General features: G+C 72.7%; 16 protein-coding genes and 1 pseudogene. 7 read left to right on the top strand and 10 right to left on the bottom strand.

Annotation, left to right across the window (positions count from 1 at the left end; translation table 11 throughout):
- Positions 1-10: 10 nt before the first annotated feature.
- Entirely contained in the window at positions 11-7,258 is a 7,248-nt protein-coding gene (locus ACZ53N_RS07755; RefSeq protein WP_469140031.1) for an amino acid adenylation domain-containing protein, read from the bottom strand.
- A 448-nt stretch (positions 7,259-7,706) separates the two neighbouring features.
- Here ACZ53N_RS07755 and ACZ53N_RS07750 point away from each other — a divergent pair, with 448 nt between their 5' ends.
- Positions 7,707-8,135 (top strand): YchJ family protein, encoded by a 429-nt coding sequence (locus tag ACZ53N_RS07750; protein WP_469140030.1) that lies wholly within the window; start codon positions 7,707-7,709, stop codon positions 8,133-8,135.
- 9 nt (positions 8,136-8,144) lie between these two features.
- On the opposite strand, the gene ACZ53N_RS07745 is transcribed toward ACZ53N_RS07750, so the two are convergent.
- Positions 8,145-8,624, bottom strand: a complete 480-nt coding sequence (locus ACZ53N_RS07745; protein ID WP_469140029.1) for a hypothetical protein — start codon at positions 8,622-8,624, stop codon at positions 8,145-8,147.
- Between the two features lie 283 nt (positions 8,625-8,907).
- Positions 8,908-9,291 (bottom strand): DUF5997 family protein, encoded by a 384-nt coding sequence (locus tag ACZ53N_RS07740; protein WP_469140028.1) that lies wholly within the window; start codon positions 9,289-9,291, stop codon positions 8,908-8,910.
- A 58-nt stretch (positions 9,292-9,349) separates the two neighbouring features.
- Here ACZ53N_RS07740 and ACZ53N_RS07735 point away from each other — a divergent pair, with 58 nt between their 5' ends.
- Complete coding sequence (locus tag ACZ53N_RS07735; RefSeq protein WP_469140027.1) at positions 9,350-10,126, top strand: LysR substrate-binding domain-containing protein; 777 nt, start codon at positions 9,350-9,352, stop codon at positions 10,124-10,126.
- A gap of 47 nt (positions 10,127-10,173) precedes the next feature.
- Here ACZ53N_RS07735 and ACZ53N_RS07730 read toward each other — a convergent pair whose 3' ends face one another.
- Complete coding sequence (locus tag ACZ53N_RS07730; protein WP_469140026.1) at positions 10,174-10,650, bottom strand: hypothetical protein; 477 nt, start codon at positions 10,648-10,650, stop codon at positions 10,174-10,176.
- A gap of 146 nt (positions 10,651-10,796) precedes the next feature.
- On the opposite strand from ACZ53N_RS07730, the gene ACZ53N_RS07725 reads away from it, so the two are divergent.
- The 4 genes from ACZ53N_RS07725 to ACZ53N_RS07710 all read left to right on the top strand — a co-directional run bounded on the left by ACZ53N_RS07725 (position 10,797) and on the right by ACZ53N_RS07710 (position 14,768).
- Positions 10,797-11,384, top strand: a complete 588-nt coding sequence (locus ACZ53N_RS07725) for a TetR/AcrR family transcriptional regulator (RefSeq protein WP_469140025.1) — start codon at positions 10,797-10,799, stop codon at positions 11,382-11,384.
- Positions 11,385-11,418: 34 nt separating this feature from the next.
- Complete coding sequence (locus tag ACZ53N_RS07720) at positions 11,419-12,024, top strand: DUF4865 family protein (protein ID WP_469140024.1); 606 nt, start codon at positions 11,419-11,421, stop codon at positions 12,022-12,024.
- Positions 12,025-12,120: 96 nt separating this feature from the next.
- Positions 12,121-13,689 (top strand): serine/threonine-protein kinase, encoded by a 1,569-nt coding sequence (locus tag ACZ53N_RS07715; protein ID WP_469140023.1) that lies wholly within the window; start codon positions 12,121-12,123, stop codon positions 13,687-13,689.
- A gap of 176 nt (positions 13,690-13,865) precedes the next feature.
- Positions 13,866-14,768, top strand: a complete 903-nt coding sequence (locus ACZ53N_RS07710; protein ID WP_469140022.1) for an MBL fold metallo-hydrolase — start codon at positions 13,866-13,868, stop codon at positions 14,766-14,768.
- Between the two features lie 19 nt (positions 14,769-14,787).
- On the opposite strand, the gene ACZ53N_RS07705 is transcribed toward ACZ53N_RS07710, so the two are convergent.
- From ACZ53N_RS07705 to hppD, 6 genes are all read right to left on the bottom strand, one after another.
- Positions 14,788-15,489, bottom strand: a complete 702-nt coding sequence (locus ACZ53N_RS07705) for a hypothetical protein (RefSeq protein ID WP_469140021.1) — start codon at positions 15,487-15,489, stop codon at positions 14,788-14,790.
- A gap of 89 nt (positions 15,490-15,578) precedes the next feature.
- Positions 15,579-16,526 (bottom strand): DMT family transporter, encoded by a 948-nt coding sequence (locus tag ACZ53N_RS07700; protein ID WP_469140020.1) that lies wholly within the window; start codon positions 16,524-16,526, stop codon positions 15,579-15,581.
- Positions 16,523-17,773: an aminotransferase-like domain-containing protein gene (locus ACZ53N_RS07695; RefSeq protein ID WP_469140175.1), complete on the bottom strand. Its 1,251-nt coding sequence runs from the start codon at positions 17,771-17,773 to the stop codon at positions 16,523-16,525. Before ACZ53N_RS07695 ends, ACZ53N_RS07700 begins: the two co-directional genes overlap by 4 nt.
- Positions 17,774-17,868: 95 nt before the next feature.
- Positions 17,869-18,807: a phytanoyl-CoA dioxygenase family protein gene (locus tag ACZ53N_RS07690; protein ID WP_469140019.1), complete on the bottom strand. Its 939-nt coding sequence runs from the start codon at positions 18,805-18,807 to the stop codon at positions 17,869-17,871.
- Complete coding sequence (locus tag ACZ53N_RS07685; protein WP_469140174.1) at positions 18,804-19,997, bottom strand: alpha-hydroxy acid oxidase; 1,194 nt, start codon at positions 19,995-19,997, stop codon at positions 18,804-18,806. The genes ACZ53N_RS07690 and ACZ53N_RS07685 overlap by 4 nt, the downstream gene beginning before the upstream one ends.
- A 2-nt stretch (positions 19,998-19,999) precedes the next feature.
- Entirely contained in the window at positions 20,000-21,124 is a 1,125-nt protein-coding gene (hppD, locus tag ACZ53N_RS07680; protein ID WP_469140018.1) for a 4-hydroxyphenylpyruvate dioxygenase, read from the bottom strand.
- Between the two features lie 510 nt (positions 21,125-21,634).
- Here hppD and ACZ53N_RS07675 point away from each other — a divergent pair.
- Positions 21,635-21,937, top strand: a pseudogene (locus ACZ53N_RS07675) (hypothetical protein); the annotation flags it as partial.

The raw sequence follows: 21,937 nt of genomic DNA, 5'->3' as shown, positions 1-21,937 counted from the left end.
GGGGGTGCGCTCACCGGCCGGCCGGGCCCGGGGTGAGGGTGGCGGCGACCGCCGTGATGTGCGGGGGACGCATGAGGTCGTAGTGGTCGGCCTCGGTGTCGTGGACGTCGAACGTGCCCCGGACCCGCTCGGCCCACTGCCGGGCGGCGCCCTGGTCGGCGCCGGTCGCGCTCTGATGGAAGGTCACCGGACCGTCGAGGACCGGCGGGCGGTAGGCCGCTGCGGCTCGGACGCCGGTGCGGAACACCTCGTAGTGACGGGCCAGCCGGTCGGCGTCGAGGCCGGGGGCGAGCCGGTCCTCGGCCACCTGCTCGGCCAGGGCCTTGAGGCGGGTGCCGGAATCGCCGGCGGTGCCCAGCAGGGCGCGCAGGGCGGCCCGGGAGTCGTCGTCGAAGACGGCGCCGGCCGCCCGCGCGAGGTCCTCGTAGAACCACTCCAGCAGTTCGACGTCATTCTCGGGGGCTTCGGGCCGCGGGTAGGCGGTGTCGAGCAGGGCCAGCGTGGCGACCTGCTCGCCGGCCGCGCGCAGCCGGGCGGCCATCTCGAAGGCGAGGAGTCCGCCGAACGACCAGCCCGCCAGGTGGTACGGGCCGGTGGGCCGCACCCGGCGCAGGGCCTCGAGGTGCCCGGCCGCCAGTTCCTCGACCGTGCGGGCCGTGCCGGGCGCGTCGCCTTCGGCGAGGCCGGGGGCGGTCAGGCCGTACACGGGCCGGTCCGGGCCCAGGGCCGTGGCGAGCGCCCGGTAGCAGAAGACGTGCCCGCCGATCGGGTGGAGGAGGAACAGCGGCGGCTGCTCGCCGCCCCGCTGAATGCGGACCACGCTCTCGTCGGGGGCCGCCCGGTGGGTGTCGCGCAGCAGGTCCGCCTGCTGCGCGACGGTCGCGTTCTCCAGGACGGTCCCGACGCCGAGGCGCTCGCCGAACTCCTCGTTGATCCGGGTGATCAGCCGCAGTGCGGCGATCGAATGGCCTCCGGCGGCGAAGAAGTCGTCGTGGATGCCGAGGGGGCCCATCTCCAGCAGCCGCTCCCAGATCCCCAGGAGCCGGGACTCCAGCTCGTCGCGCGGGGGTGCCGCAGGGTGCCCGCCGCGCGCGTCGGTGGACTCCGGTGCGGGCAGCGCGGCCCGGTCGAGCTTGCCGTTGGCGGTCAGCGGCAGCGCGTCGAGGAGGACCCACGCGCCGGGGACCATGTATTCGGGCAGGCGGCGCCGGGCGCACTCGGCGAGGCCGGCGGCCGAGGGCCGGTGTCCGGCGGCCGCGACCACGTAGCCGACGAGCCGGTCACCGCGCGGCAGGACGGCGCACTCGCGCACCGCGTCGTCGTCCGCGAGGACGGCCTCGATCTCGCCGGGCTCGACCCGGAAACCACGGATCTTGAGCTGGTGGTCGGTGCGGCCCGCGTACTCCAGCTCCCCGCCGGGCCGGTGCCGGGCCAGGTCGCCGGTGCGGTACAGCCTCCGCGCGACCCCGTCGCGGCCGGTGTGCTCGATGAACCGCTCGGCCGTCAGCTCCGGTTGTCCGTGGTAGCCCAGGGCCAGGCCGACGCCTTCGAGGTACAGCTCGCCGGTGACGCCCAGGGGCACCTCGGCCAGGTGCCGGTCGAGGACGTGGACGCGCATGTTGGCGATGGGCCGTCCGATGGGGACGACGCCCGTGCCGTCGTCGTGGCAGCGCCAGGACGTCACATCGACGGCGGCTTCCGTCGGCCCGTAGAGGTTGTGCAGCTCCACGCCGGGCAGCCGCTCGAAGAACCTGCTCTGCACGTCGTGCGGGAGAGCCTCGCCGCTGCACACCACGCGGGTGAGCCCGGTGCAGTCCGCGGCGGCCGGGTCCTCCAGGAACACGCTCAGCATGGAGGGGACGAAGTGCACGGTGGTGATGTGTTCCGCCCGGACGGCCCGGGCGAGATACGCGGGGTCGCGCTGGCCGCCGGGGCGGGCGAGCACCACGGTCGCGCCGGTCAGGAGGGGCCAGAACAGCTCCCACACCGACACGTCGAAGGTGTAGGGCGTCTTCTGCAGGACCCGCTCCCCCGGGCGCAGTCCGTAGGTGTCCTGCATCCACAGCAGCCGATTGCAGATGGCGCGGTGGGAGATGACGACGCCCTTGGGCTTTCCGGTGGAGCCCGACGTGAAGATCATGTAGGCGGGGTCGTCCGGGCCGGCGCCGACGGTGGCGTGGCCGTCCGGGTGGCTTTCTGTCGTCCGCGGCCCTATCGCGTCGATGCCCGCGGCGCGCAGGAGCGCTTGCCGGCGCTCGTCGGTGACGACCAGCGTGATGCCTGCGTCGGCCAGCAGGGACGTCACTCGCTGCTCGGGGTGGTCCGGGTCCAGCGGGACGTAGGCGGCACCGGATTTGAGGATCGCCAGCAGCGTGACCGACAGGTCCGCCGAGCGGTCCAGCAGGACTCCGACGAAGGCTCCGGGGCGGGCGCCTCGCTCGCGCAGGGCGCGGGCGAGGCCGTCGGCGGCCTCGTCCAACTGCCGGTAGTCCAGTTCGGTGCCCTCGAACCGTACGGCCGGGGCGTCGGGCGTCGACCGGGCCTGGTGCTCGATCAGTTCGTGCAGGACGTGGGGCTGCTCGTAGTCGACGCGGGTGTCGTTCCACCGCGCGTACGCCCGGTGTTCGTCCCTCGTCAGCAGGTCGGCGTCGTGTCCGGTGCCGTCCGGGTCGGTGGCCAGCAGGCCGAGCACGGCGGCGTAGTGGGTGTGGATGTCCGCGACCTGCTCGGGGGTGAAGCGGGCCGCGTCGTAGCGCAGACCGAGTTCGAGCCGGTCGCCGTTCGGGGTGCGGGAGAACTCCGCGCCGAACGCGACGTCGGTGCCGGCCTCCCCGTCCTCCTCCAGCACGGCGAAGGCGTCCGGGGCGGGGGCGTCCCGTTCGACGTGGAAGTGGGTGTAGTTGAAGAACGTCTCGAAGAGCGCGCCGCCGCCCGCCGCCGTCACGATCTCCGCCAGCGGGAAGCGGCGGTGCTCGTGGACGCGGACGTCCAGCGCGGCGACCGCACGGACGAGGTCGCGCCAGGTACCGTCGGGGAGGGTGAGCCGGAAGGGGAGCGTGTTGAGGAAGACGCCGACGACCTTGTCGCCGTCGCTCTCCTCGGTGCGGCCGTTGTAGACCACCCCGGTCGTGACGTCGTCGCTGCCGCCCAGCAGTCCCATGACCCGCAGATGCGCGGCGAGCAGCACGACCCGCAGCGGCACCCCCAGCTCGGCGGCGAGCGCGGCCAGCCGGTCGTGGAGGCCGTCCGGCAGGGGTGCGAGATGCCAGGACATCCGCGCCATCCTCGCGGGGCCCGTCGCCTGGGTCCGCCGGGGCAGTCGGGTGACGGCCATGCCCGCCATCTGCTCGGCCCAGAACGCGCGTTGTTCGTCGCTGTCGACGGCGGCGCGCTCCAGGGCGACGAAGGAGGCGAACCGCGACCGGGGCCCGTGCGCCGACGGACGCTCGTCGGCGAGGAAGCAGAGGTAGGTCTCGCTCAGCTCCGTGAACAGCGACCGCTCGCTCCAGCCGTCCATGACGGCGTGGTGTTCGGTGAGGAAGAGCTGGAAGGTGTCGGCCGACCGGCGCTGGACGTGGAACCGCATGAGCGGCGCCCGTTCCCAGTCCAGCGGCCGGGCCCGCTCCGCGTCGTAGCGGGCGGTGATTGCGGCGCGCCGCTCGTCCTCGTCGAGGGCGCTCAGGTCCTCGAAGGTGATCTCCGGTGCCGCGTCGGCGTGGACCAGTTGCAGGGGTTCGCTGAAGCCGTGCAGATTGAAGGCGGTGCGCAGCATCTCGTGCCGCCGGGCGAGGAGGGCGATCGTCTCGCGCCAGGCGCGCTCGGAGTAGGGCGCGCGGATGTGGTAGCTCGCGACGTTGTGGTAAATGGTCCCGGCGGTCGGCAGGTCGCTGTGGAACAGCATGCCCGCCTGGAGCCGGGTCATCGGGTAGGCGTCCTCCAGCCCGTCCGGCAGCGCGGCCCGGTCGCGCGGGTCGAGCAGCGAGAAGGGCTCGTACGCCGCCTCCTTCGTGGCCCCCGCGGTGGTCGTGACGACGGGGGCGAGGTCGCGGACGGTCTGGTGGCGCATCAGTTCGCTCACCGCGAAGTCCAGCCCCCGCGCTCGGGCGTGGGCCAGGACCTGGATGCTGCGGATCGAGTCGCCGCCGAGGGAGAAGTAGTTGTCGTGGGCGCCGACGCGCTCGCGGCCGAGGACCTGCTGCCAGATCTCGGCGAGGCCCGTCTCGACGGGGCCCCGGGGCGGCTCGTAGGCGGTGTGCGACAGGGCCGTCCCGGCGCCGGGCGCGGGCAGCTTCCGGCGGTCCACCTTGCCGTTGGCGGTCAGCGGGAACTCCGGCAGGGTGACGAACACGCCGGGGATCATGTACGCGGGGACGCGTCGCGCCAGGTGCTCGCGCAGGTCCTCGACAGTGGGGCCGGTTCCGCCCTTGACCGCCAGATAGCCCACCAGCGTGTCGGCGCCGGAGGCGTCGGGCCGGACCAGCGCGACCGCGGCGTCGACCAGCGGGTGCGCGGCGAGCGCGGCTTCGACCTCGCCCAGCTCCACCCGGAAGCCGCGGATCTTGACCTGGTCGTCGATCCTGCCGAGGTATTCGAGGTCTCCGTCGGGCAGGAGGCGCGCGAGGTCACCGGTCCGGTACAGGCGCTCGCCGGCCGGGCCGCGGCCGTCGCCGAAGGCGTCGGCGGGGAAGCGCTCGGCCGTCAGCCCGGGCCGGCGCAGATATCCGCGGGCCAGGCCCGCGCCGCCGACGAACAACTCGCCCGCCGCACCGGGCGGCACGGGATTCCCCCGCCGGTCCAGCAGGTGCAGTCGCAGGTCCGGGATCGGTACGCCGATGACGCTGCCCCGGCCCTCCCGCGCGTCGCGGGCGGTCAGCGGCCGGTAGGTGACGTGGACGGTCGTCTCGGTGATGCCGTACATGTTGACCAGGCGCGGCGCGTCGTCCGGGTGCCGCTCGAACCACCGGCCGAGGGCGCCGACGTCGAGCGCCTCGCCGCCGAAGACGACGTAGCGCAGGGCGAGTCCGCCGTCCTCCGGCCGGTGTCCGGCCGCCGTGTGCGCCTCGTCGACGCGGGCCAGTTGGTAGAAGGCCGAGGGCGTCTGGTTGAGCACGGTCACCCGCTCGGCGCGCAGCAGCCGGTGGAACTCCTCCGGGGACCGGCTGGTCGCGTACGGCACCACCACGAGCCGACCGCCGTGGGCGAGCGCGCCCCACAGCTCCCAGACGGAGAAGTCGAAGGCGACCGAGTGGAACAGCGTCCAGACGTCGTCGGGGCCGAAGCCGAACCAGTGGTCGGTCGCGGAGAACAGCCGGGTGATGTTGCGGTGCGGGACGAGTGTGCCCTTGGGGCGGCCGGTGGAGCCCGAGGTGTAGATGACGTAGGCGAGGTGGTCCGGGGTGACGCCGGTCCCGGGGGCGGTCTCCGGCTCGGTGGCGAGCAGGGCGGCGTCCCGGTCCAGGTCGACGGCGCGCAGCGGCAGGTCGCCCCAGAGGTGACCGGTGTCCGTGGCGCCGACCAGGTGGGTCAGCCCGGCGTCGCCGATGATGTAACGCAGCCGCTCGGGCGGGTTGTCGGGGTCGAGCGGCAGATACGCGCCGCCCGCCTTCAGGATGCCGAGCAGGCCGACGACCAGTTCGGGCGAGCGACGCAGGCAGAGCCCGACGAGCGTGTCGGGGCCGACGCCCTGCGCCCGCAGCCGGTGGGCGAGGCGGTTGGCGCGCCGGTCGAGGTCCCGGTAGGTGACCCGGGTGGTGCCGTGGACGAGGGCGATGGCGTCCGGCGTCGCGGCCGCGTGCCGGGCGAAGATCTCGTGGGCGCAGTCGGCGGGCGCCCCGGCGCCCGGCGGCAACTCGCCGACGATGCCGCGCAGCTCCGTCTCCGACAGCATGGGCAGGGCGGAAACAGGCAGCTCCGGGTGGGTCGCGGCCTCGGTCAGCAGCCGCTCGTAGTGCCGGGCGACCCGCTCGATGGTGGCCGCCTCGAACAGGTCGGCGCGGTACTCCAGCCGGCAGCGAACCGTCTCGTCCGTCCGGACGACGTCGAAGGTGAGCTCGAACTTGGCGCTCCCGGCGGGCCCGTCGACGAGGCGGGCGCGTGGGCCGGGCAGGCCGGCCGTCATGTCGTCCTCGTCGTGGAAGCCGAACATGACGTGGAAGAGGGCGGCGCTGTCGGCGGTCCGCTCCGGGCCCAGGTGCTCGACGATCCGCTCGAACGGCAGATCCTGGTGGTCCTGGGCGTCCAGCACGGTGTCCCGGACGCGCCCCAGGTGGTCGCGGAAGCTGGGGTCGTCACAGAGGTCGGACCGGATGACGACGGTGTTGACGAAGAGCCCGACGGTGTTCTCGAACTCCTTGCGGTTCCGGTTGGCCACCGGGGTGCCGACGATGACGTCGTCCAGCCCGGTGTAGCGGCTCATCAGCACCTGGAAGACCGCGAGCAGCCCGGAGTAGAGGGTGCTCCCGCTCTCCCGGCAGAGCCGCCGCAGCCCGTCGAGGGCTTCCGGGGACAGCGGGAACTCATGGACGGCGGCGGTGGCGGCGTTGCCCGGGCGCCCCTGGGCCGGGGTCCGGTGGTCCCTGGGCAGGGCGGTGGACGGCAGCTCCCCGGCCAGCTGCCTCGCCCAGTAGTCGAGCTGACGTCGGGCGGCGGAGCTCTCCAGCCAGTCCCGCTGCCACTCCGAGTAGTCGGCGTACTGGTAGTCGGGCTCCTCGAGCGGGGTCGCGGCGGCGGCCGCCGGGTCCCCGGTGTGCGCCGCGTAGTCGGTGAGCAGCTCGCGCAGCAGCACGCCGACCGACCAGCCGTCCGCGATGATGTGGTGCATGCTCAACACGAGCACGGCGCCACCCTGCGGGGTGTGCAGCAGCCCGGCGCGGAACAAGGGCCCGTGGTGCAGATCGAAGGGCCGGTGGTGTTCGGCCTCCAGCCAGCGGGTGACGTCGTCGGCGTCCCGGGCCGTGGCCGTCCGCCACTCCCACCGCGCCCGCTCGTCGATGACTTGCAGCAACTCGCCGTCGCGCAGCGCGAACCTGGTACGCAGCGCCTCGTGCCGGTCCGTCAGCCGCTGCGCGCACCGGCCGAGCACCTCGGCGTCCACCGGGCCGTCGAGGGCGTAGAAGACGGGCATGTGATAGGTCGGCCTGCCCTCCTCCAGTTCCTGGAGGAAATACATCCGCTGCTGGGCGCGGGACGCCGTGCAGGCATCGGCCGCCGGGTCTCCGGTGGGGCTGAATGCGGGTTCGGTCCGCTCGTCACTGGCCACGATAAACTCCCCCGGCCGCGTGTCTGGTCAACGCGCAGCACAAGTGAACAGCGTGAAATTCTTTATTTCACGCACGTCTGTCTAATTGCTGTTCGGAGCACGACTCGGGTGAATACCCCGATGAATACGGAGACGCTGCGCAGGCAAGGCCGGCGGTCCGCCCGGGCGGCCATCACGCCTGCCCGGGCCGCCAGTTCCTGTCGGGTCCCCCTCGTTCCTCGATCAACGTAGCGAGCGTTTCGCGGACCGGTCAATAGCGGGTCGAGTTTTTTCCCGAAAACCCTTGACAGTTTCGGAAATCGGTACCTGGATCACGTGACTTTTAAAATCACCGAATACCCGCTATAAGGCGCCGGAGAATGTCACGGCAGAAGGAATCGACCCCGGGACGCCGGACGGGGTGCCCTCGCGGGTCCGAGGCGCCCGGCGGAGCGGGCACAATCGTGGGGTGGCCCGATACAGCGCACGCCGGCAGCCGGCGATCACCGATTCCGCACCCTGTCCCTGCGGGCGCGAAGCGACCTACCGCGACTGCTGCGGCGGCTTCCACCGCGGGGAGAGCACCGCTCCCACCCCGGAGCGGCTCATGCGCTCCCGCTACAGCGCCTTCGTCGTCCACGACGCGGCCTATCTGCTGCGTACCTGGCACCCGGCGACCCGGCCGGCCGACCTCGATTTCGACCCGGACCAGCGGTGGACGGGGCTCGAGATCCTCGGCACGACAGGGGGCAGCGCCTTCCACAGCGAGGGCTCGGTCGAATTCATCGCGCACTACAGCGAGCAGGGGCACGCCGACAGCCAGCACGAGAACAGCCGCTTCCTCCGCGACAACGGCCAGTGGGTGTATGTGAGCCCGATGCCGGAGGCGGGCGGGTGAGCGGAGAGTTCAGAAGCCGACGGGACAGACGTTCAACCCCGCCGCACGGGACTTCGTGAACGCCACCTGTCCCTGCTTGTTGGCGTCCTGGAGGTAGGCATCCGCCCGGGCGAAGTCACCCCGCCGCGCCTCCTCCACCGATTGCTCGTACAGGCGAATCGCCGTGTCGGTGGAGGCGTAGGCGTCTCGCACGGAGCTCGCGATCCCCGGCGGCATTTTGACCGTCCCCCAGTCGCGGTGCGCCGCCCGCATCACGGCCGCCACTCTCTGGATATGGGCGTAGAACGCCTGCGGTCCCGCGTTCTGCGTATCCGGACCGAGCGCGGCCAGGGCCGGGCGATGCTTCGCACAGGCGGCGTCGGCTCGCTCGATGTACCCCGTCTTCCCGATCGGAGGCATGATTCCGCTGGCGTACAGCAGCCCGATCGCCGCGATAAGCACTCCGGTGACGGGGACTCCGACTTTGAGCCAGCGTTTGTCGTCACCCATCACGGCCCCCGTCCGCCCCTGACACAGGAGCCGAAGGTACTGCTGTACGAGCGCCCCCTCTACGGCGCACAGGCGCATCACTGGGCGCGCCCCGGGGGACGGGCCCCGCGCCGGGGTCGGGTCGGGCGCAAAGGTGATCACGAGGGACGGGCGGCCGCCGCCCAGGGGGCGACCGCCGCCCGGTCGCTGCGGCGGCGGGCGGGCGGACCGTCGCGAGAAGATCACCGGCGGCATCACGGCTCACACTTCCGGCGCCGCCGGGGCGGGGACGCGGTCGGCGGGGTTACTCGCCTCGCGCCGCGTTCTTCTCCTTGATGCGCACCGCTTCCTTGCGGACCTCGGCCTGGACGGCGCGCTCGCGCTGCAGCCACTCGGGCTGGGCGTCCTTCAGCGCCTCGATCTGCTCCGTGGTGAGGGCTTCGGTGACCCCGCCGCGCGCGAGGCCCGCGATGGAGACGCCCAGCTTCGCCGCGACGACCGGACGGGGGTGCGGGCCGTTGCGTCGCAGTTCCTGCAGCCACTCGGGCGGGTCGGCCTGCAGGGCGTTCAATTCGGTGCGCGAGACGACACCCTCCTGGAACTCGGCGGGGGTGGCCTCGAGGTACACACCCAGCTTCTTTGCCGCGGTCGCGGGCTTCATGGTCTGGGTGGTCTTGTGCGACGTCATGGTGTCAAGAGTATCGAGCGTGTGCGCTACCTCTGACCACGACCGGTAACCTGGCGGAGTGACAGGCTCGGATGTTTCCCCTTCGTTCCGGCTCGCGTATGTCCCGGGAGTGACGCCCACCAAGTGGGTGCGGATCTGGAACGAGCGGTTGCCCGACGTCCCGCTGACCCTCGTCGCGGTGTCCCCCGCCGAAGCGTTCGACGTGCTGCGGGGCGGCGGCGCCGACGCGGGTTTCGTCCGGCTGCCGGTCGACCGGGCGGACCTCAGCGCGATCCCGCTCTACACCGAGACCACGGTGGTCGTGGTCCCGAAGGACCACGTCGTGGCGGCGGTCGAGGAGGTGTCCGCCGAGGATCTGGCCGACGAGATCGTGCTGCACCCCCTCGACGACACCCTCGGCTGGGAGCGTCCGCCGGGGCGGCCCGCGTTCGAGCGGCCGGCCACGACGGCGGACGCCGTCGAACTGGTGGCGGCCGGCGTGGGGCTCCTCGTCGTCCCGCAGTCACTCGCCCGTCTGCACCACCGCAAGGACCTCACGTACCGGCCGCTCTCGGACGCCCCCGAGTCCCGCGTCGCGCTGTCGTGGCCCGAGGACAGGACGACCGATCTGGTCGAGGACTTCATCGGCATCGTCCGGGGGCGGACCGTCAACAGCTCACGGGGCCGCTCCCAGACCCCGGCCCCGGCTCAGCCGAAGCGCAAGCGCCCCGAGGCGAGCGGCGACCGGCGCAAGCCCGCGGCCCGCAAGCCGACCGGCAAGAACCCGCGCGGCGGTTCCGGCGGCGCCAAGGGCGCCAAGGGCAGCAAGGGCGGCAAGCCCCGCCGCCGGTCGTAGTCCCGGGCTCCCCCGCGCCCGCCGGGGCCACGTGGCCGCTTCCGCGGTCAGAAGCCCTCACATGTGGCGGTGGCCCCCGCGCCGGACGCCGTGGCGGTGGTCGGCTTGCCGTCGTCGACGGTGACGCTGCAGGTCACCGAGCCTCCCCGGGGGCCGATGGTGACCGCGAGCAGACCGCCCTTGACAAAGCCCTTGGTGTCGACCCGCTTGCGCCACGGCAGGGACGGCACCTTCTGCAGACTCTCGGAGCGGTTCCCGCTGCTCCACGTGGTGTGGACGATCGTCACGTCCTTGGCGTCGCCGGTCACCTCGTACTTCACCGTGACGGTCTTGTCGGACTCGTCCGAGACGACGGCGAACAGGACGGCGCAGCCGCCGACGATCAACAGCAGCAGCACCAGCAGGACCCACGGCCACTTCCGGCGTCTGCGGTGCCCGGGCGGCGCGTGGTGCGGATGTCCCGCCGCCGACGGTCCGCCCCAGCCGGGGACGCCTTGCGGGTCTGACGCGGAGCTGTCCGGCATGAGTGCGCGCCCTTCCTACGATCGGCACCGACCCTGGCCGACGTATCGGATGAATTCCACGCAAGTGACGCATTCATGCTAGGCCGTAGGGGCTTACCCGGGCCGGGCATTCGATCTTTGTACCTACTGGTATGTACAGTGATCTTGTGAGCACTTCGGAACGCCTGATCGAGAGCACCCGTGAACTCCTCTGGGAGCGCGGCTACGTCGGCACCAGCCCCAAGGCCATCCAGCAGCGCGCGGGCGCCGGGCAGGGCAGCATGTACCACCACTTCAGCGGCAAACCGGACCTGGCGCTCGCCGCGATCCGCCGCACCGCCGCCGAGCTGCGGGAGCAGGCGGAGCGGCAGTTCTCCGCCCCCGGCACGGCCGTCGAGCGGATCTCCGCCTACCTGCTGCGTGAGCGGGACGTGCTCAAGGGCTGCCCGATCGGACGCCTCACCCAGGACCCGGACGTCCTCGCCGACCCCGTGTTGCGCGGGCCCGTCGAGGAGACCTTCGAGTGGCTGCGCACCCGCCTCACCGAGCTCCTGGCGGAGGGCCGCGAGCGCGGTGAAACGGCCGCGGGCCTCGACCCCGCCGACACGGCCTCGGCCGTCATGGCGGTGCTTCAGGGCGGTTACGTCCTCGCCCGCGCGGCCGGGTCCACGGAGCCGTACGACCGAGCCGTCAGGGGCGCGCTCGGACTGCTGGCCGCACACACCGCCGGCCCCTCCGCGGCCGCACTCTCCTGACCGACACCCGCAGACGAGACACGGGGAACACCTCATGTATGCCATGCAATACGAGATCACCCTGCCCGCCGACTACGACATGGAGATCATCCGCGAGCGGGTGGCGACCCGCGGCCACGCCCTCGACGACCGGCCGGGCCTCGGGCTCAAGGCCTATGTCATCCGCGAGCGCGGCGTCGACGGCTCACCCGTCAATCAGTACGCCCCCTTTTATCTGTGGGACGACATCGGCGCGATGAGCCACTTCCTCGTCGGCCGTGGGGGCTTCCAGGGCATCATCGCCGATTTCGGGCGGCCCGCCGTCCGCCAGTGGGCGGGCATCGGCTGCGAGGCGGGCCCCGCCCGCGCGAGCACGCCCCGGGCCGCCTCCCGCAGCGTCACACCGCTGCCCGCCGGAGCCGACCCGGCCGCCCTCGTCGAGGACGCCCTCGGGGAGCTGCGCGCGCTGGCCCGCCGTGCGGACGTCCACACCACGGCGCTCGCCTTCGATCCCCACCACTGGGAGCTGATGCGCTTCACCCTCTGGGCGGACACCGTCCCCGGGGCCCCGGAAGCCTCCGCCGCCGACACCGAGCGCTACGAGGTCCTGCATCTGTCGTCGCCGCACCTGGCGGCGATCCCGACGGGCCGGCACTGGTAGGGGAAGCCGAGGGCGTCGCCCAAGGGCTGTTCCACCGGCCGGGGTTACCCGGCGGTCGGCCGGTCCGCGGTGGGGCTCAGCCCTTACCCTGGCGCCATGACCGGGGGCGCGAGTGGACAGAGCGGGCGGATCATCGACGGGCGTTTCGCGTTGCTGGAGCGCCTCGGCAGCGGCGGGATGGGGACGGTGTGGCGGGCGCGTGATCTCGCGCTGCACCGCGAGGTCGCGCTCAAGGAGGTGCGAGCGCCGGAGCCGGGGGCGGCGGCCCCCGGCTCCGAGGCCACGCGTATCCTGCGGGAACGGGTGTTGCGCGAGGCCCGGGCTCTCGCCCGGCTCTCCCACCCCAACGTGGTGACGATTCATCACATCGTGGCCGAGGACCCGCACCCCTGGCTGGTCATGGAGCTGTTGCCGGGTGACAGCCTGCAGGACCGTCTCGACCGCGGTCCGCTGCCGCCACGGGAGGCGGCCCGCGTCGGCCGGGAGGTGCTCTCCGCGCTGCGCGCCGCGCACGCCGCGGGCATCCACCACCGCGACGTGAAACCGGCGAACGTCCTGCTGCGCGCGGACGGCCGGGCCGTCCTCACCGACTTCGGCATTGCCGCGCTCCAGGGCTCCACCGCCCTCACGGCGGCCGGCGATCTCATCGGCTCGCCCGAGTACATCGCCCCCGAGCGCATCCGGGGCGGCGAGGAGACCTGGGCCTCCGACTTCTGGTCGCTGGGCATGCTGCTGTATGTGGCCGTGGAGGGCATCAGTCCGCTGCGCCGGGCCAGCACGCTCGCCACCCTGGCCGCCGTTCTCGACGACCCGGTGCCACCGCCCGTACGGTCGGGGCCACTGGCTCCGGTGCTGACGGCCCTACTGGTACGGGCCCCGGCCGCGCGGCCCGACGGCGCCCGGCTGGACGACATGCTGGCGCGGGCGGAAGCGGCACCCGCCCACCCGCCGACCCAGTGGGACGGTCACTCCCTGCCGACGGTCACGAACGGCTCCGGCGGGACGACCGGGCCCACCAGGCCTACCGGACCCACCGGACCCATGCCGCCCGGTGTGCCACGCTCCCGGCGCGGACCGCTGGTAGCGGTGGCCGCCGCCGTCGCGGCGGCGCTCGTCGCGGGTGGCGTCTATCTCGCCGTCAAACCCGGCGGTGACGACGGCGACCGGGCCACCGGGGCCTCCCCCGGCACGGCAGGTGGCGGCAACCCCGGCACCGCGGGCACGAGCCCCACCCCGCGCGCCTCGGCTACGGGAAGCCCGGCCTCGCGGCGCCCCTCGCCGTCGCCCACCCCGTCGCGCGCCTTGGAGCCGCCCCTGGCCGGGCCCGCGGGCACCTGGATCGCCCAGCTCCACTCCGAGCCCGTCTCCACCGGCACCGCCACCCGGGACCGGCGGCTGGCGACCGTCCGCGAGAGCATCCCCGAGGCGGTCATGCTGCGCAGCGACGACTACGCCTCGCTCAATCCCGGTTACTGGGTCTTCTACGCCCCGGGGCCGTTCGCCAATGGGTCCGAGGCGGTCAACTGGTGCGCGGAGCACGGCCGTACCACCAGGAACGCGTGCGTGGGCCGGTACGTGAGCCACAGCGCGGGCGACCGGGACGCCCTGTGCCTTCCCGCGACGGGCACGACGGGCGACAGCACCGGCCGCTGCACCCGACCATAAGGCACATGCGGTGCATTTCGCTCCCCACTGTCGGTGACGGAGAGATGCGCTCCGGCGGCAAACCACAAGAACGCTCCCCCCTTCCTTTCCTCTCGCGACCCGGGATACCTCTGGATGCGGGCGACCGAACCATGGGCCGCCCGCACCTGCCTGGAACCCTGGAAAGGAGCCTCACCATGGGCAACGCACCGTCGGGGACACCCAAGGACGACGACGGCTGGTACGTGGACGACCGCTGTACGAACTGCGACGTCGCCCGGCAACTCGCCCCGACGCTGATCGGCGAGGTCGACGGCCGCTCGGAGATCCTCCGCCAGCCCCGCGACGCGGCGGAGGAGGGTCTGCTGCACGCCGCCGCGTACGCCTGCCCCACCCGGTCGATCCGCCGCACCGGCGGCGGCCTGGACCCGGCGCAGGACCCGTTCCCGCTGGCCCTCGACGAGGGTGTCCTGCTGTGCGGGCACAACTCCAACCACACCGCCGGGGCCAACTCCTATCTCCTGCGCCGCCCTTCGGGGACCTGGATGATGGTGGACACACCCCGCTGGAACGAGCCGCTGGCCGCCCGGTACGAGGCGCTGGGCCCGGTCACCGACGTCCTGCTCACACACCGGGACCATGTGGCGCACGGGCGCCGCTACGCCGACCGTTTCGGGGCCCGGTTATGGATCCACGAAGGTGACCTCGACGCCGCGCCGGACGCCGACCGCGTGCTGCGCGGCACCGATCCGGCCGGGATCGCCGAGGGCGTCGTCGCGTATCCGCTCCCCGGGCACACCGCGGGCAGCGTGCTCTACGTCGCGGACGAGCGGTACTGCTTCAGCGGCGACAGCCTCTACTGGTCACGCACGACGGCGGACATCGAGGTGGCGGAGAGCGTCACCTGGTACTCCATCGAGGAGTTGGCCACCTCCCTGTCGCGCACCGCGGCCCGACTGCGCTTCGAGTGGCTGCTGCCGGGCCACGGCGACCGCAAGCGGCTCCCGGCGGCGGAGATGTCCCGGCGGCTCGAACGGCTGACGGTCCGCACCCGGGCGCTGCGGCCCCGGCCCGTCGATTTCACCGCCATCCGATGGTGAACGCCCGGGCCGCCGCGGCTCACCGGCCGGTGCCCAGGGCGAGCCCCACGGCGTCGCGGGCGGCGGCGCCCTCGGCGAAGGCCGCCGCGTAGACCCGCGCGTCGAGGGCGCCACGGATGACGCGCTCCGCCTCGACGTGGGCGTCGTGGAGGGGGCGCAGCCCCGCGAGCGCGACGCCGATCGCCTCGCGGAGCTGGTACGAGGCACCCATGAGCCGGGCGCCACGGTGCGGGTCGCCGAGGGCGGCGGCGGTCCAGGCCATGGCGTGGACGCCCCAGCAGGGGCCCCAGCGGTCGCCGATGTCGCGCTGGCGGCGCAGGGAGTCGTCGATCAGACCCGCGGCCCGGTGGGGGTCGCCGTGGCGCAGTTCGGCCAGGGCCATCACCCACAGGCCCCACGAGTACGCCCAGCCCGCCCGGTAGTCGTCGGCTTCGGCCAAATGGGCGCGGCAGTCGGCCAGCGCGGCCTCCCGCTCGCCGAGCAGGGCCGATGTCATCGCCCCGAGCATCGTGGCCATGTGGGCGTCACCGAGCCGGCCGTCGCGGCGGTACCGCTCCCGGGCCCGCGCGAACAGCGCGATGGCGCGCGGGTCCCGCTGGACGAGCATGGCGTGGGCGCCCTCGATATAGGTGAGGGCGCCCTCCGCCGCATCGTCGGGGACCTGGCGGACGCTGGACCCCGGCGGCTCCGGTACGTCCTCGGCCACCTGCGGCGGCGGCACGGGGGTCGGCAGCGTCAGCTGGCAAGAGGGCTGAGCGGGCGCGCGGCGGCCGGTAGCCGGACAGCGGCGGCCCGTTCGGGCCGCCGCTGTCATTTGCCTCCGCTCGCGCTCGTCTGCGCCGCCTTGTGGTCCGGTGGCGCGGGGTCGCGCTCCCGGTGGCGGGCCAGCAGCTTCGGGCCGGCCAGCACCACGGCGTTGCCGAGCAGCACCAGGACGACGCCCAGCCCGTCCCGCGCCGACCAGGTGAAGTCCTCGAAGACGGTGGACAGCAGCAGCGAGACGATCGGGAAGAGCACCGTCGCGTAGGCGGCCCGTTCGCCGCCGATGCGGCCGAGCAGCGTCAGGTAGGTGCCGAAGCCGATCACCGAGCCGATCAGGGCCAGGTAGAGGAGCGAGCCGGTGTACTTCCACGTCGGCTCGTAGAGCGTGCCGTGGCCGAGCACGGCGGCGAACGGGGCGATGAGCACGGCGCCGTACGCCATCGACCAGCCGGTGCTCTGCACGACCGGCACGCCCTCGGCCTGCACCTTGCCGGAGACGACGTTACCGAGGCAGAACACCAGGGTTCCGGCGATCGACAGCACCGTACCCAGCCCGTTGCCGGAGTCCGGGTCGAAGTCCGCGAGCGCCGGCCAGAAGACCGTGCCGATGCCCAGCAGGCCGATGGCACCGCCGATGAGCACGACCGGGGACACCCTGCGGTGGAAGAACAGCCGCGCGAAGACGATGTTCAGCAGCAGGGACATGGCGAAGAGGATGGAGACCAGCCCCGTCGCCAGGTGCTGCTCCGCGAAGTAGAAGCACACGAAGTTGCCCGAGAACATCAGGCCGCCCATGAGCACGAACCGGACGTGCATGCGCAGGGGGTACTTCAGCGGCAGTCCGCGGGCGCGGGCATAGGCCAGCATGAGGACGGCGGCGAGCGCGAAGCGGTAGAAGACGGACAGCGTGGGGTGGACCTCGCCCAGCTGGCCCTTGATGGCCAGCCAGGTCGAGCCCCAGATCACCACGGTCACCGCGTAGAGCACGGCGTTCATCGCGCCAGGCCCTTCTCCACGAGGACGGCGAGCCGGGAGACACCCTCGCGGATCTGCTCCGGGGAGAGGTAACTGCACGACAGGCGCAGCCGGTTGTCACCGGTGTCGTCGGTGTGGAAGTAGCGCATCGGGGCCCACAGCACGCCGTGCTCCCGGGCGGAGAGCTCCAGCAGGGCGTCGTCGGCGGGGAACGGCAGGGTGAGGGTGAGGAAGAAGCCGCCCTCGGGGGCGTTCCAGTGGATGCCGGTACGCTCGCGCAGCGCGGCGGGGAAGTGCGCCTCCAGCGACTCCAGCAGCACGTCCAGGTTGTCGCGGTAGAACGCGATGGCCGGTGCGTTGGCCTCGCGCAGACGGCAGTCGTGGGTGACGAGCATGCCGCCGATGAGCGCCTGGCTGAGCGTCGGGGTGTTGACCGTGACCATGCTCTTGATCTTGGACAGTTCGTCCGCGAGGAGCGTGTGCCGGCCGTCGGGCGCGACCACCGTCTGATCGGCGATCACATAGCCGACGCGGGCACCGGGGAAGCAGGTCTTGGCGAACGAGCCGAGGTGGACCACCCGGCGCCGGGTGTCCAGCGCCTTCAGGGTGGGCCGGACGGTGTCGGTGCGGGTGAAGAATCCGTACGGGTTGTCCTCCAGGATCAGCAGGTCCTCCGCGTCCGCGAGGGCGAGCAGCTCGTGGCGGCGCTCCTCCGGCATGCACGTGCCGGAGGGGTTGGAGAAGTCCGGCACGGTGTAGAGGGCCCGGGGGCGCTTCCCCGCCGCCCGCAGCGCGTGGATCACGCGTCGCAGCGCGTCGAGGTCGACGCCGCCCTCGTCCTCGGTGACGGGCGCGGTCTCGACGCCGAGCACGCGCGCGGCGCCCATGATGCCGACGTAGTTGGGGTCGGTGACGAGCAGGACGTCGTCGGGCCCGGCGATCAGGGCCCGCAGGGTGATGAGCATGCCCTCCTGGCAGCCCACGGTGACGACGATGCCCGCCGGGTCGACGTTGATGCCCTCGTCGTTGTGGAGCGTCCGCGCGATCAGCTCGTGGATCTGGCCGTTGGTGCGCCCGTACTGGAAGAGGGTGGTGCGCACCTGGTCGGGCCCCTGGCCGAGGTCCTCGGCGAGGTAGCGGGTCCAGGCCTGGAGGTACTCGCCGATCCGCTCGACCTCGAAGAGGCCCTCGTAGGGGCGGCCGGGGCCGAAGGAGATGGCATCCGGGTAGCGGAGGGTGATCTCGTTCAGGAAGTTCATCACCTCCATGAGCGGGTCGGCCAGCGAGCCGTGCAGCTCCCCGAGCGGCAGGAGGGCCCCGGTGGCTGTCCGACCGGTGGTCCCGTCGGTGGTCTCGGCAGCCGTCACCGCTTGTCCTCCCACAGCACCGGGCAGAACTCGGGGTCGGTGTAGTCGGGGTTGCCGTCGGCGTCCGGGCGCACCAGCACGTCGTTGTTGTAGACCACGTTGCCGCCGGTGGACAGCGGGTAGGGGCGCCACTGATTGGCGCCGTCCTGGAGGTGCAGGCTGATGGCGCGGCGGGGGCGGTCGCTGGTGTTCAGCCCACTGCCGTGGTACGTGCGGCAGTGGTGGAAGCTCATGTGCCCCTTGGGGATGATCATGGGGATCTTACGGATCTCGACACCGTTGAAGTCGGCGTTCTCCTTGAGCATGTCCTCCAGCTCCGAGCGGTCCCGCTCGGCGAAGTGACGGGTCACGGAGTCGCCGGCGGGGATCTCGCGCCAGGTGTGGCTGCCGTCCACCATGGTGATGGTGCCCAGTTCCTCGTCACAGTCGTGGAACGGGATGAAGGCGGTCAGCATCTCGTCCGAGCTGCAGGTCTGCCAGTAGTGGCGGTCGAAGTGCCACGGGACGATGTTGCGGGCGTCCTCGGGACGCGGGGGCTTGTAGATGAGGGTGGTGTTCCACAGCCGGATCTGCTCGGTGCGGGCGATGAGCGCGGCGGTGGCGGCGATGACCGGCTTCGACAGGATCCGCCGGATCGTGTCGTCCTCGTAGAAGATGTAGTCGTTGTGCCGGTGCACATCGCCCTGCTCGGGCTCCCAGTACGCCAGGCGCGGCGGGCGGACGGGCAGGGTGCGGTCGCGGTGCCCCGCGTAGAACCGCTCGCTGGCCTCGAGGAGTTCATCGACCTCGGCGTCGGTGAGCAGCTGCTTCGTCAGGTACCAGCCGTGCTCCTGGTAGAACTCCACGTCCTCGGCGGTGGGCAGGAGTTCGCGGTCGGCCGGGCTGAGGTCGAAGGCAGCGGCGGCGGAGGAGGTCAGCTCTTCGGCGGTGCTCATCGGGGGGTGCTCTCCTTGCTGGGGGTGCGGTGAGGGGCTGCGGGAAGGGGGGCGGCGGGGGCGCCGTAGGGCCGGAGGAGACCGGCATCGACGGACGCGAGGTCGGGGCGGCCCGACAGGGCCATGGCGTCCTCCAGTTCGGCGCGCAGGACCGACAGCACATCGCGGGCGCCGGCGGAGCCCGCGACGGCCAGGCCCCACAGCACGGGGCGGCCGACCAGGACGGCACGGGCGCCGAGGGCGAGGGCGGTGAGGACGTCCGTGCCGCGGCGGACGCCGCCGTCGACGTAGACCTCACAGCGGCCGGCGGTAGCCGCGACGACCTCGGGGAGGGCGTCCAGGGCCGGGACGGCACCGTCGAGCTGACGGCCGCCGTGATTGGACACCACGATGCCTTCGACGCCCAGCTCGGCGGCTCGGGCCGCGTCCTCGCCGGTCAGCACGCCCTTGAGGACGAGCGGCAGCGTGGTGAGCGAGCGCAGCCAGGCCAGGTCGTTCCAGCTGAACGCGGCGTCGTGGTGCCGGGCGGCGTGCGCGCCGATCACGGAGGAGCCGCGGGGCGCCTGGTGGAGTCCGCTCGCGTGGCGGTCGTCGAAGTTCGCCGGGACCATGCCGGGCGGCAGACTGAAGGCGCTGCGCAGGTCCCTCGCGCGCCGCGGGACCCGCGGGGTGTCCACCGTGACGACCAGCGCGCGGTAGCCGGCCGCCTCGGCCCGCCGTACGAGCGCCTCCGTCGTGGGGCGGTCGCGGAAGACGTAGAGCTGCATCCACAGCGGGGCGCCCGCGGCGGCTTCCGCGATCTCTTCCAGTGGGGTTCCGGAGAACGTGCTGACGATGGTCAGCGCCCCGGCCGCGGCCGCCGCGCGGACGGTGCCGGGCTCGGCCTCGGGGCTGACGAGCCCGTGGTAGGCCATGGGCGCGATGGCGACGGGGAGTTCGACGGGGCTGCCGAGCAGGGTGGTGCGCAGGTCGCAGTCGGAGACGTCGACGAGGACCCGGGGGCGCAGCCGGTAGCGGCGGTAGGCGGCCTCGGATTCGCGCAGGGTGGTCTCGGCGCCGCTGCCGCCCTCGATGTAGCCCCAGGCACCGGGGTCGACGACGGCCTGTGCGGCGGTGCGGTAGTCGTCCAGGGTGACCGGTGCCGGCCGGACGGTCGCGGACTCCGGGCCGGGCTCGGGCTCGGTGGGCATGCTCACCGGGCCGCGGTCATGGCCGGAGCCGGGCTTGTCTCCTCGTCGGAGTCCGCCGCGCGGGTGCGCTCCCGCTCCACGGCCTCGTAGAGGGCCTTGATGTTGCCGCTGCCGAACGTCCGGGCCTCGACGCGCTGGATGAGCTCGAAGAAGACGGTGCGCCGGGGGTAGGGGGACCGGGTGAATATCTGTATGAGGTGTCCCCACTCGTCCTGGTCCACCAGCAGGCTCAGTTCGCGGAGCACCTCGGTGTCCACGCCCACGTCGATGCCCCGCCCGGCCAGGCCGTTGTAGTACTCGGCCGGGGTGGAGAGGAACTCCACGCCGCGCTCGGCGAGGCCGCGCACGGCGTCGGTGATGACATCGGTGCCGAACGCGATGTGCTGGACGCCCGGCCCGCCGAATTTGTCGAGGAAGTCGTGGAGTTGGCCACGCTTCCCCTCCGCCCGGGGCTCGACCATGGTGAACGTGATACCACGGGTCTCGTCCTGGACCACCTTGGAGTCCATGACCTGGCCGCCGACCTTGATCGACTCGTTGTAGGTGTGGCGCAGCCCCAGGGCGCGCTCGTAGAAGGAGACCCAGGTGTCGAGCGATCCGGGCGCCAGGCACAGGGCGAGGTGGTCGACGCTGCGGAGCAGCGGGGCGGCCGGCTCGCCGGACGCCGCCACGGGGAGGGGACGGTAGCGGCCGGGCAGGAAGGCACCGTCCGGGGTGTCTCGCTGGACCAGGGAGTGGAGCAGGCCCTCGTGCGTGCCGATGACGGCGACGACGACCCGCCCGGCCCCCTCCTCCTCGAAGACCCGCGGTTCCTGGACGGCTTCGGCCCCGGCGGCGACCGCGCGGGCGAAGTCGGCGGCGACGTCGGTGGAGGCGAAGGCGACATCGCGCACGCCGTCACCGTGCCGGGCGACGAACTCGGCGCCGGGCTGCTCCGGGTGGTCGGCGGACGTCACGACGAGGCGGACGCCGCCGTGGGTGAGAACGAGGGAGTGCCCGTCGGTGAAGCCGGTCCCGGGACCCGCCTCCGCCTCGATGTGGAATCCGTAGGCCTCGCAGAAGTAGCGGGCCGCCTCGGTGGCGTCGGCTACCTGCAGGCCGACGTGGTCGACAGCATGCACTGTCATGACTTTCACCTCTGTCGTGCGATGGGGGGCTGGGCACGGCGCCGCACGGGCGCGGGACGCGGCGTTGCGCCCCGCACGACCTGTCGCCGACGCGGGCCGCCGGCCGAAGAGCCTCGACGAGAACGCGGCCCGTTGTCACGAACGGCATTACCCGATGCGGGTCGCCAATGCCGAACAAAGATCATCCTTGTCATTGCCCCGACAATGGGGCAAGGGTGATTTCCGGCCACGTCGGCCCGAGGTCGGCCCCCGGGGCCCTGATGGCACCGCGTACCGGAGTGCGTGGCCCACCCCTTTCGGATCTGTCCTCCATACGTGAACATGGCTGCGATCGTGGGACTTTGAAGCCGACGGCGGCAGGGAATCCGGGAGGCCGACGCGATGGTCGCGCAGCGGAGCACGGAGAGAGGTCTATGCGTCGGGGCGGTCGTCCCCCGGTCGGGGCGGCTGGCTCGTCTAGGGGATCCCCTCGATTTCGTCCTGGGCCGGCTGGCACCCCGGCTGCCGGCGATGACCAACGGCTCCCGGCGGTACCCGCTGCGGTTCGCGGCCCGTGACAGCCGGTCGCACCCCGAGGGCGCCCGGCAGGCGGTAGCGGAGCTGGTCGGCGAGGAGGGGGCGCAGGTGGTGGTGACCATGGCCGGCACCCGAGTGCTGCCCGCCGTGGCCGACGCCTGCGCGGAGCTGGGTGTCCCCTGTGCGCCGCTGTGCCGCCGCTGTGCCGCCTGCGGCGGCGAGCGCCCTGCGGGCGCGGGCTCCCCCCCCCAACGAAATGAGTTTCGCCCCCCCCGCACGTTAGGACGCAAACCACCC

The organism is Streptomyces sp. NPDC033229 (assembly GCF_055576875.1).
The sequence above is the reverse complement of the archived record's forward strand: the minus strand, read 5'-3'. Positions and strand labels throughout refer to the sequence as shown.

Coding starts and splice junctions, on each gene's coding strand:
- ACZ53N_RS07685 (WP_469140174.1), bottom strand. CDS start 19,997: ATGCCCACCGAGCCCGAGCCCGGCCCGGAGTCCGCGACCGTCCGGCCG.
- ACZ53N_RS07690 (WP_469140019.1), bottom strand. CDS start 18,807: ATGAGCACCGCCGAAGAGCTGACCTCCTCCGCCGCCGCTGCCTTCGAC.
- ACZ53N_RS07720 (WP_469140024.1), top strand. CDS start 11,419: ATGTATGCCATGCAATACGAGATCACCCTGCCCGCCGACTACGACATG.
- ACZ53N_RS07695 (WP_469140175.1), bottom strand. CDS start 17,773: ATGGAGGTGATGAACTTCCTGAACGAGATCACCCTCCGCTACCCGGAT.
- ACZ53N_RS07740 (WP_469140028.1), bottom strand. CDS start 9,291: ATGACGTCGCACAAGACCACCCAGACCATGAAGCCCGCGACCGCGGCA.
- ACZ53N_RS07730 (WP_469140026.1), bottom strand. CDS start 10,650: ATGCCGGACAGCTCCGCGTCAGACCCGCAAGGCGTCCCCGGCTGGGGC.
- ACZ53N_RS07715 (WP_469140023.1), top strand. CDS start 12,121: ATGACCGGGGGCGCGAGTGGACAGAGCGGGCGGATCATCGACGGGCGT.
- ACZ53N_RS07745 (WP_469140029.1), bottom strand. CDS start 8,624: ATGGGTGACGACAAACGCTGGCTCAAAGTCGGAGTCCCCGTCACCGGA.
- ACZ53N_RS07710 (WP_469140022.1), top strand. CDS start 13,866: ATGGGCAACGCACCGTCGGGGACACCCAAGGACGACGACGGCTGGTAC.
- ACZ53N_RS07700 (WP_469140020.1), bottom strand. CDS start 16,526: ATGAACGCCGTGCTCTACGCGGTGACCGTGGTGATCTGGGGCTCGACC.
- hppD (WP_469140018.1), bottom strand. CDS start 21,124: ATGACAGTGCATGCTGTCGACCACGTCGGCCTGCAGGTAGCCGACGCC.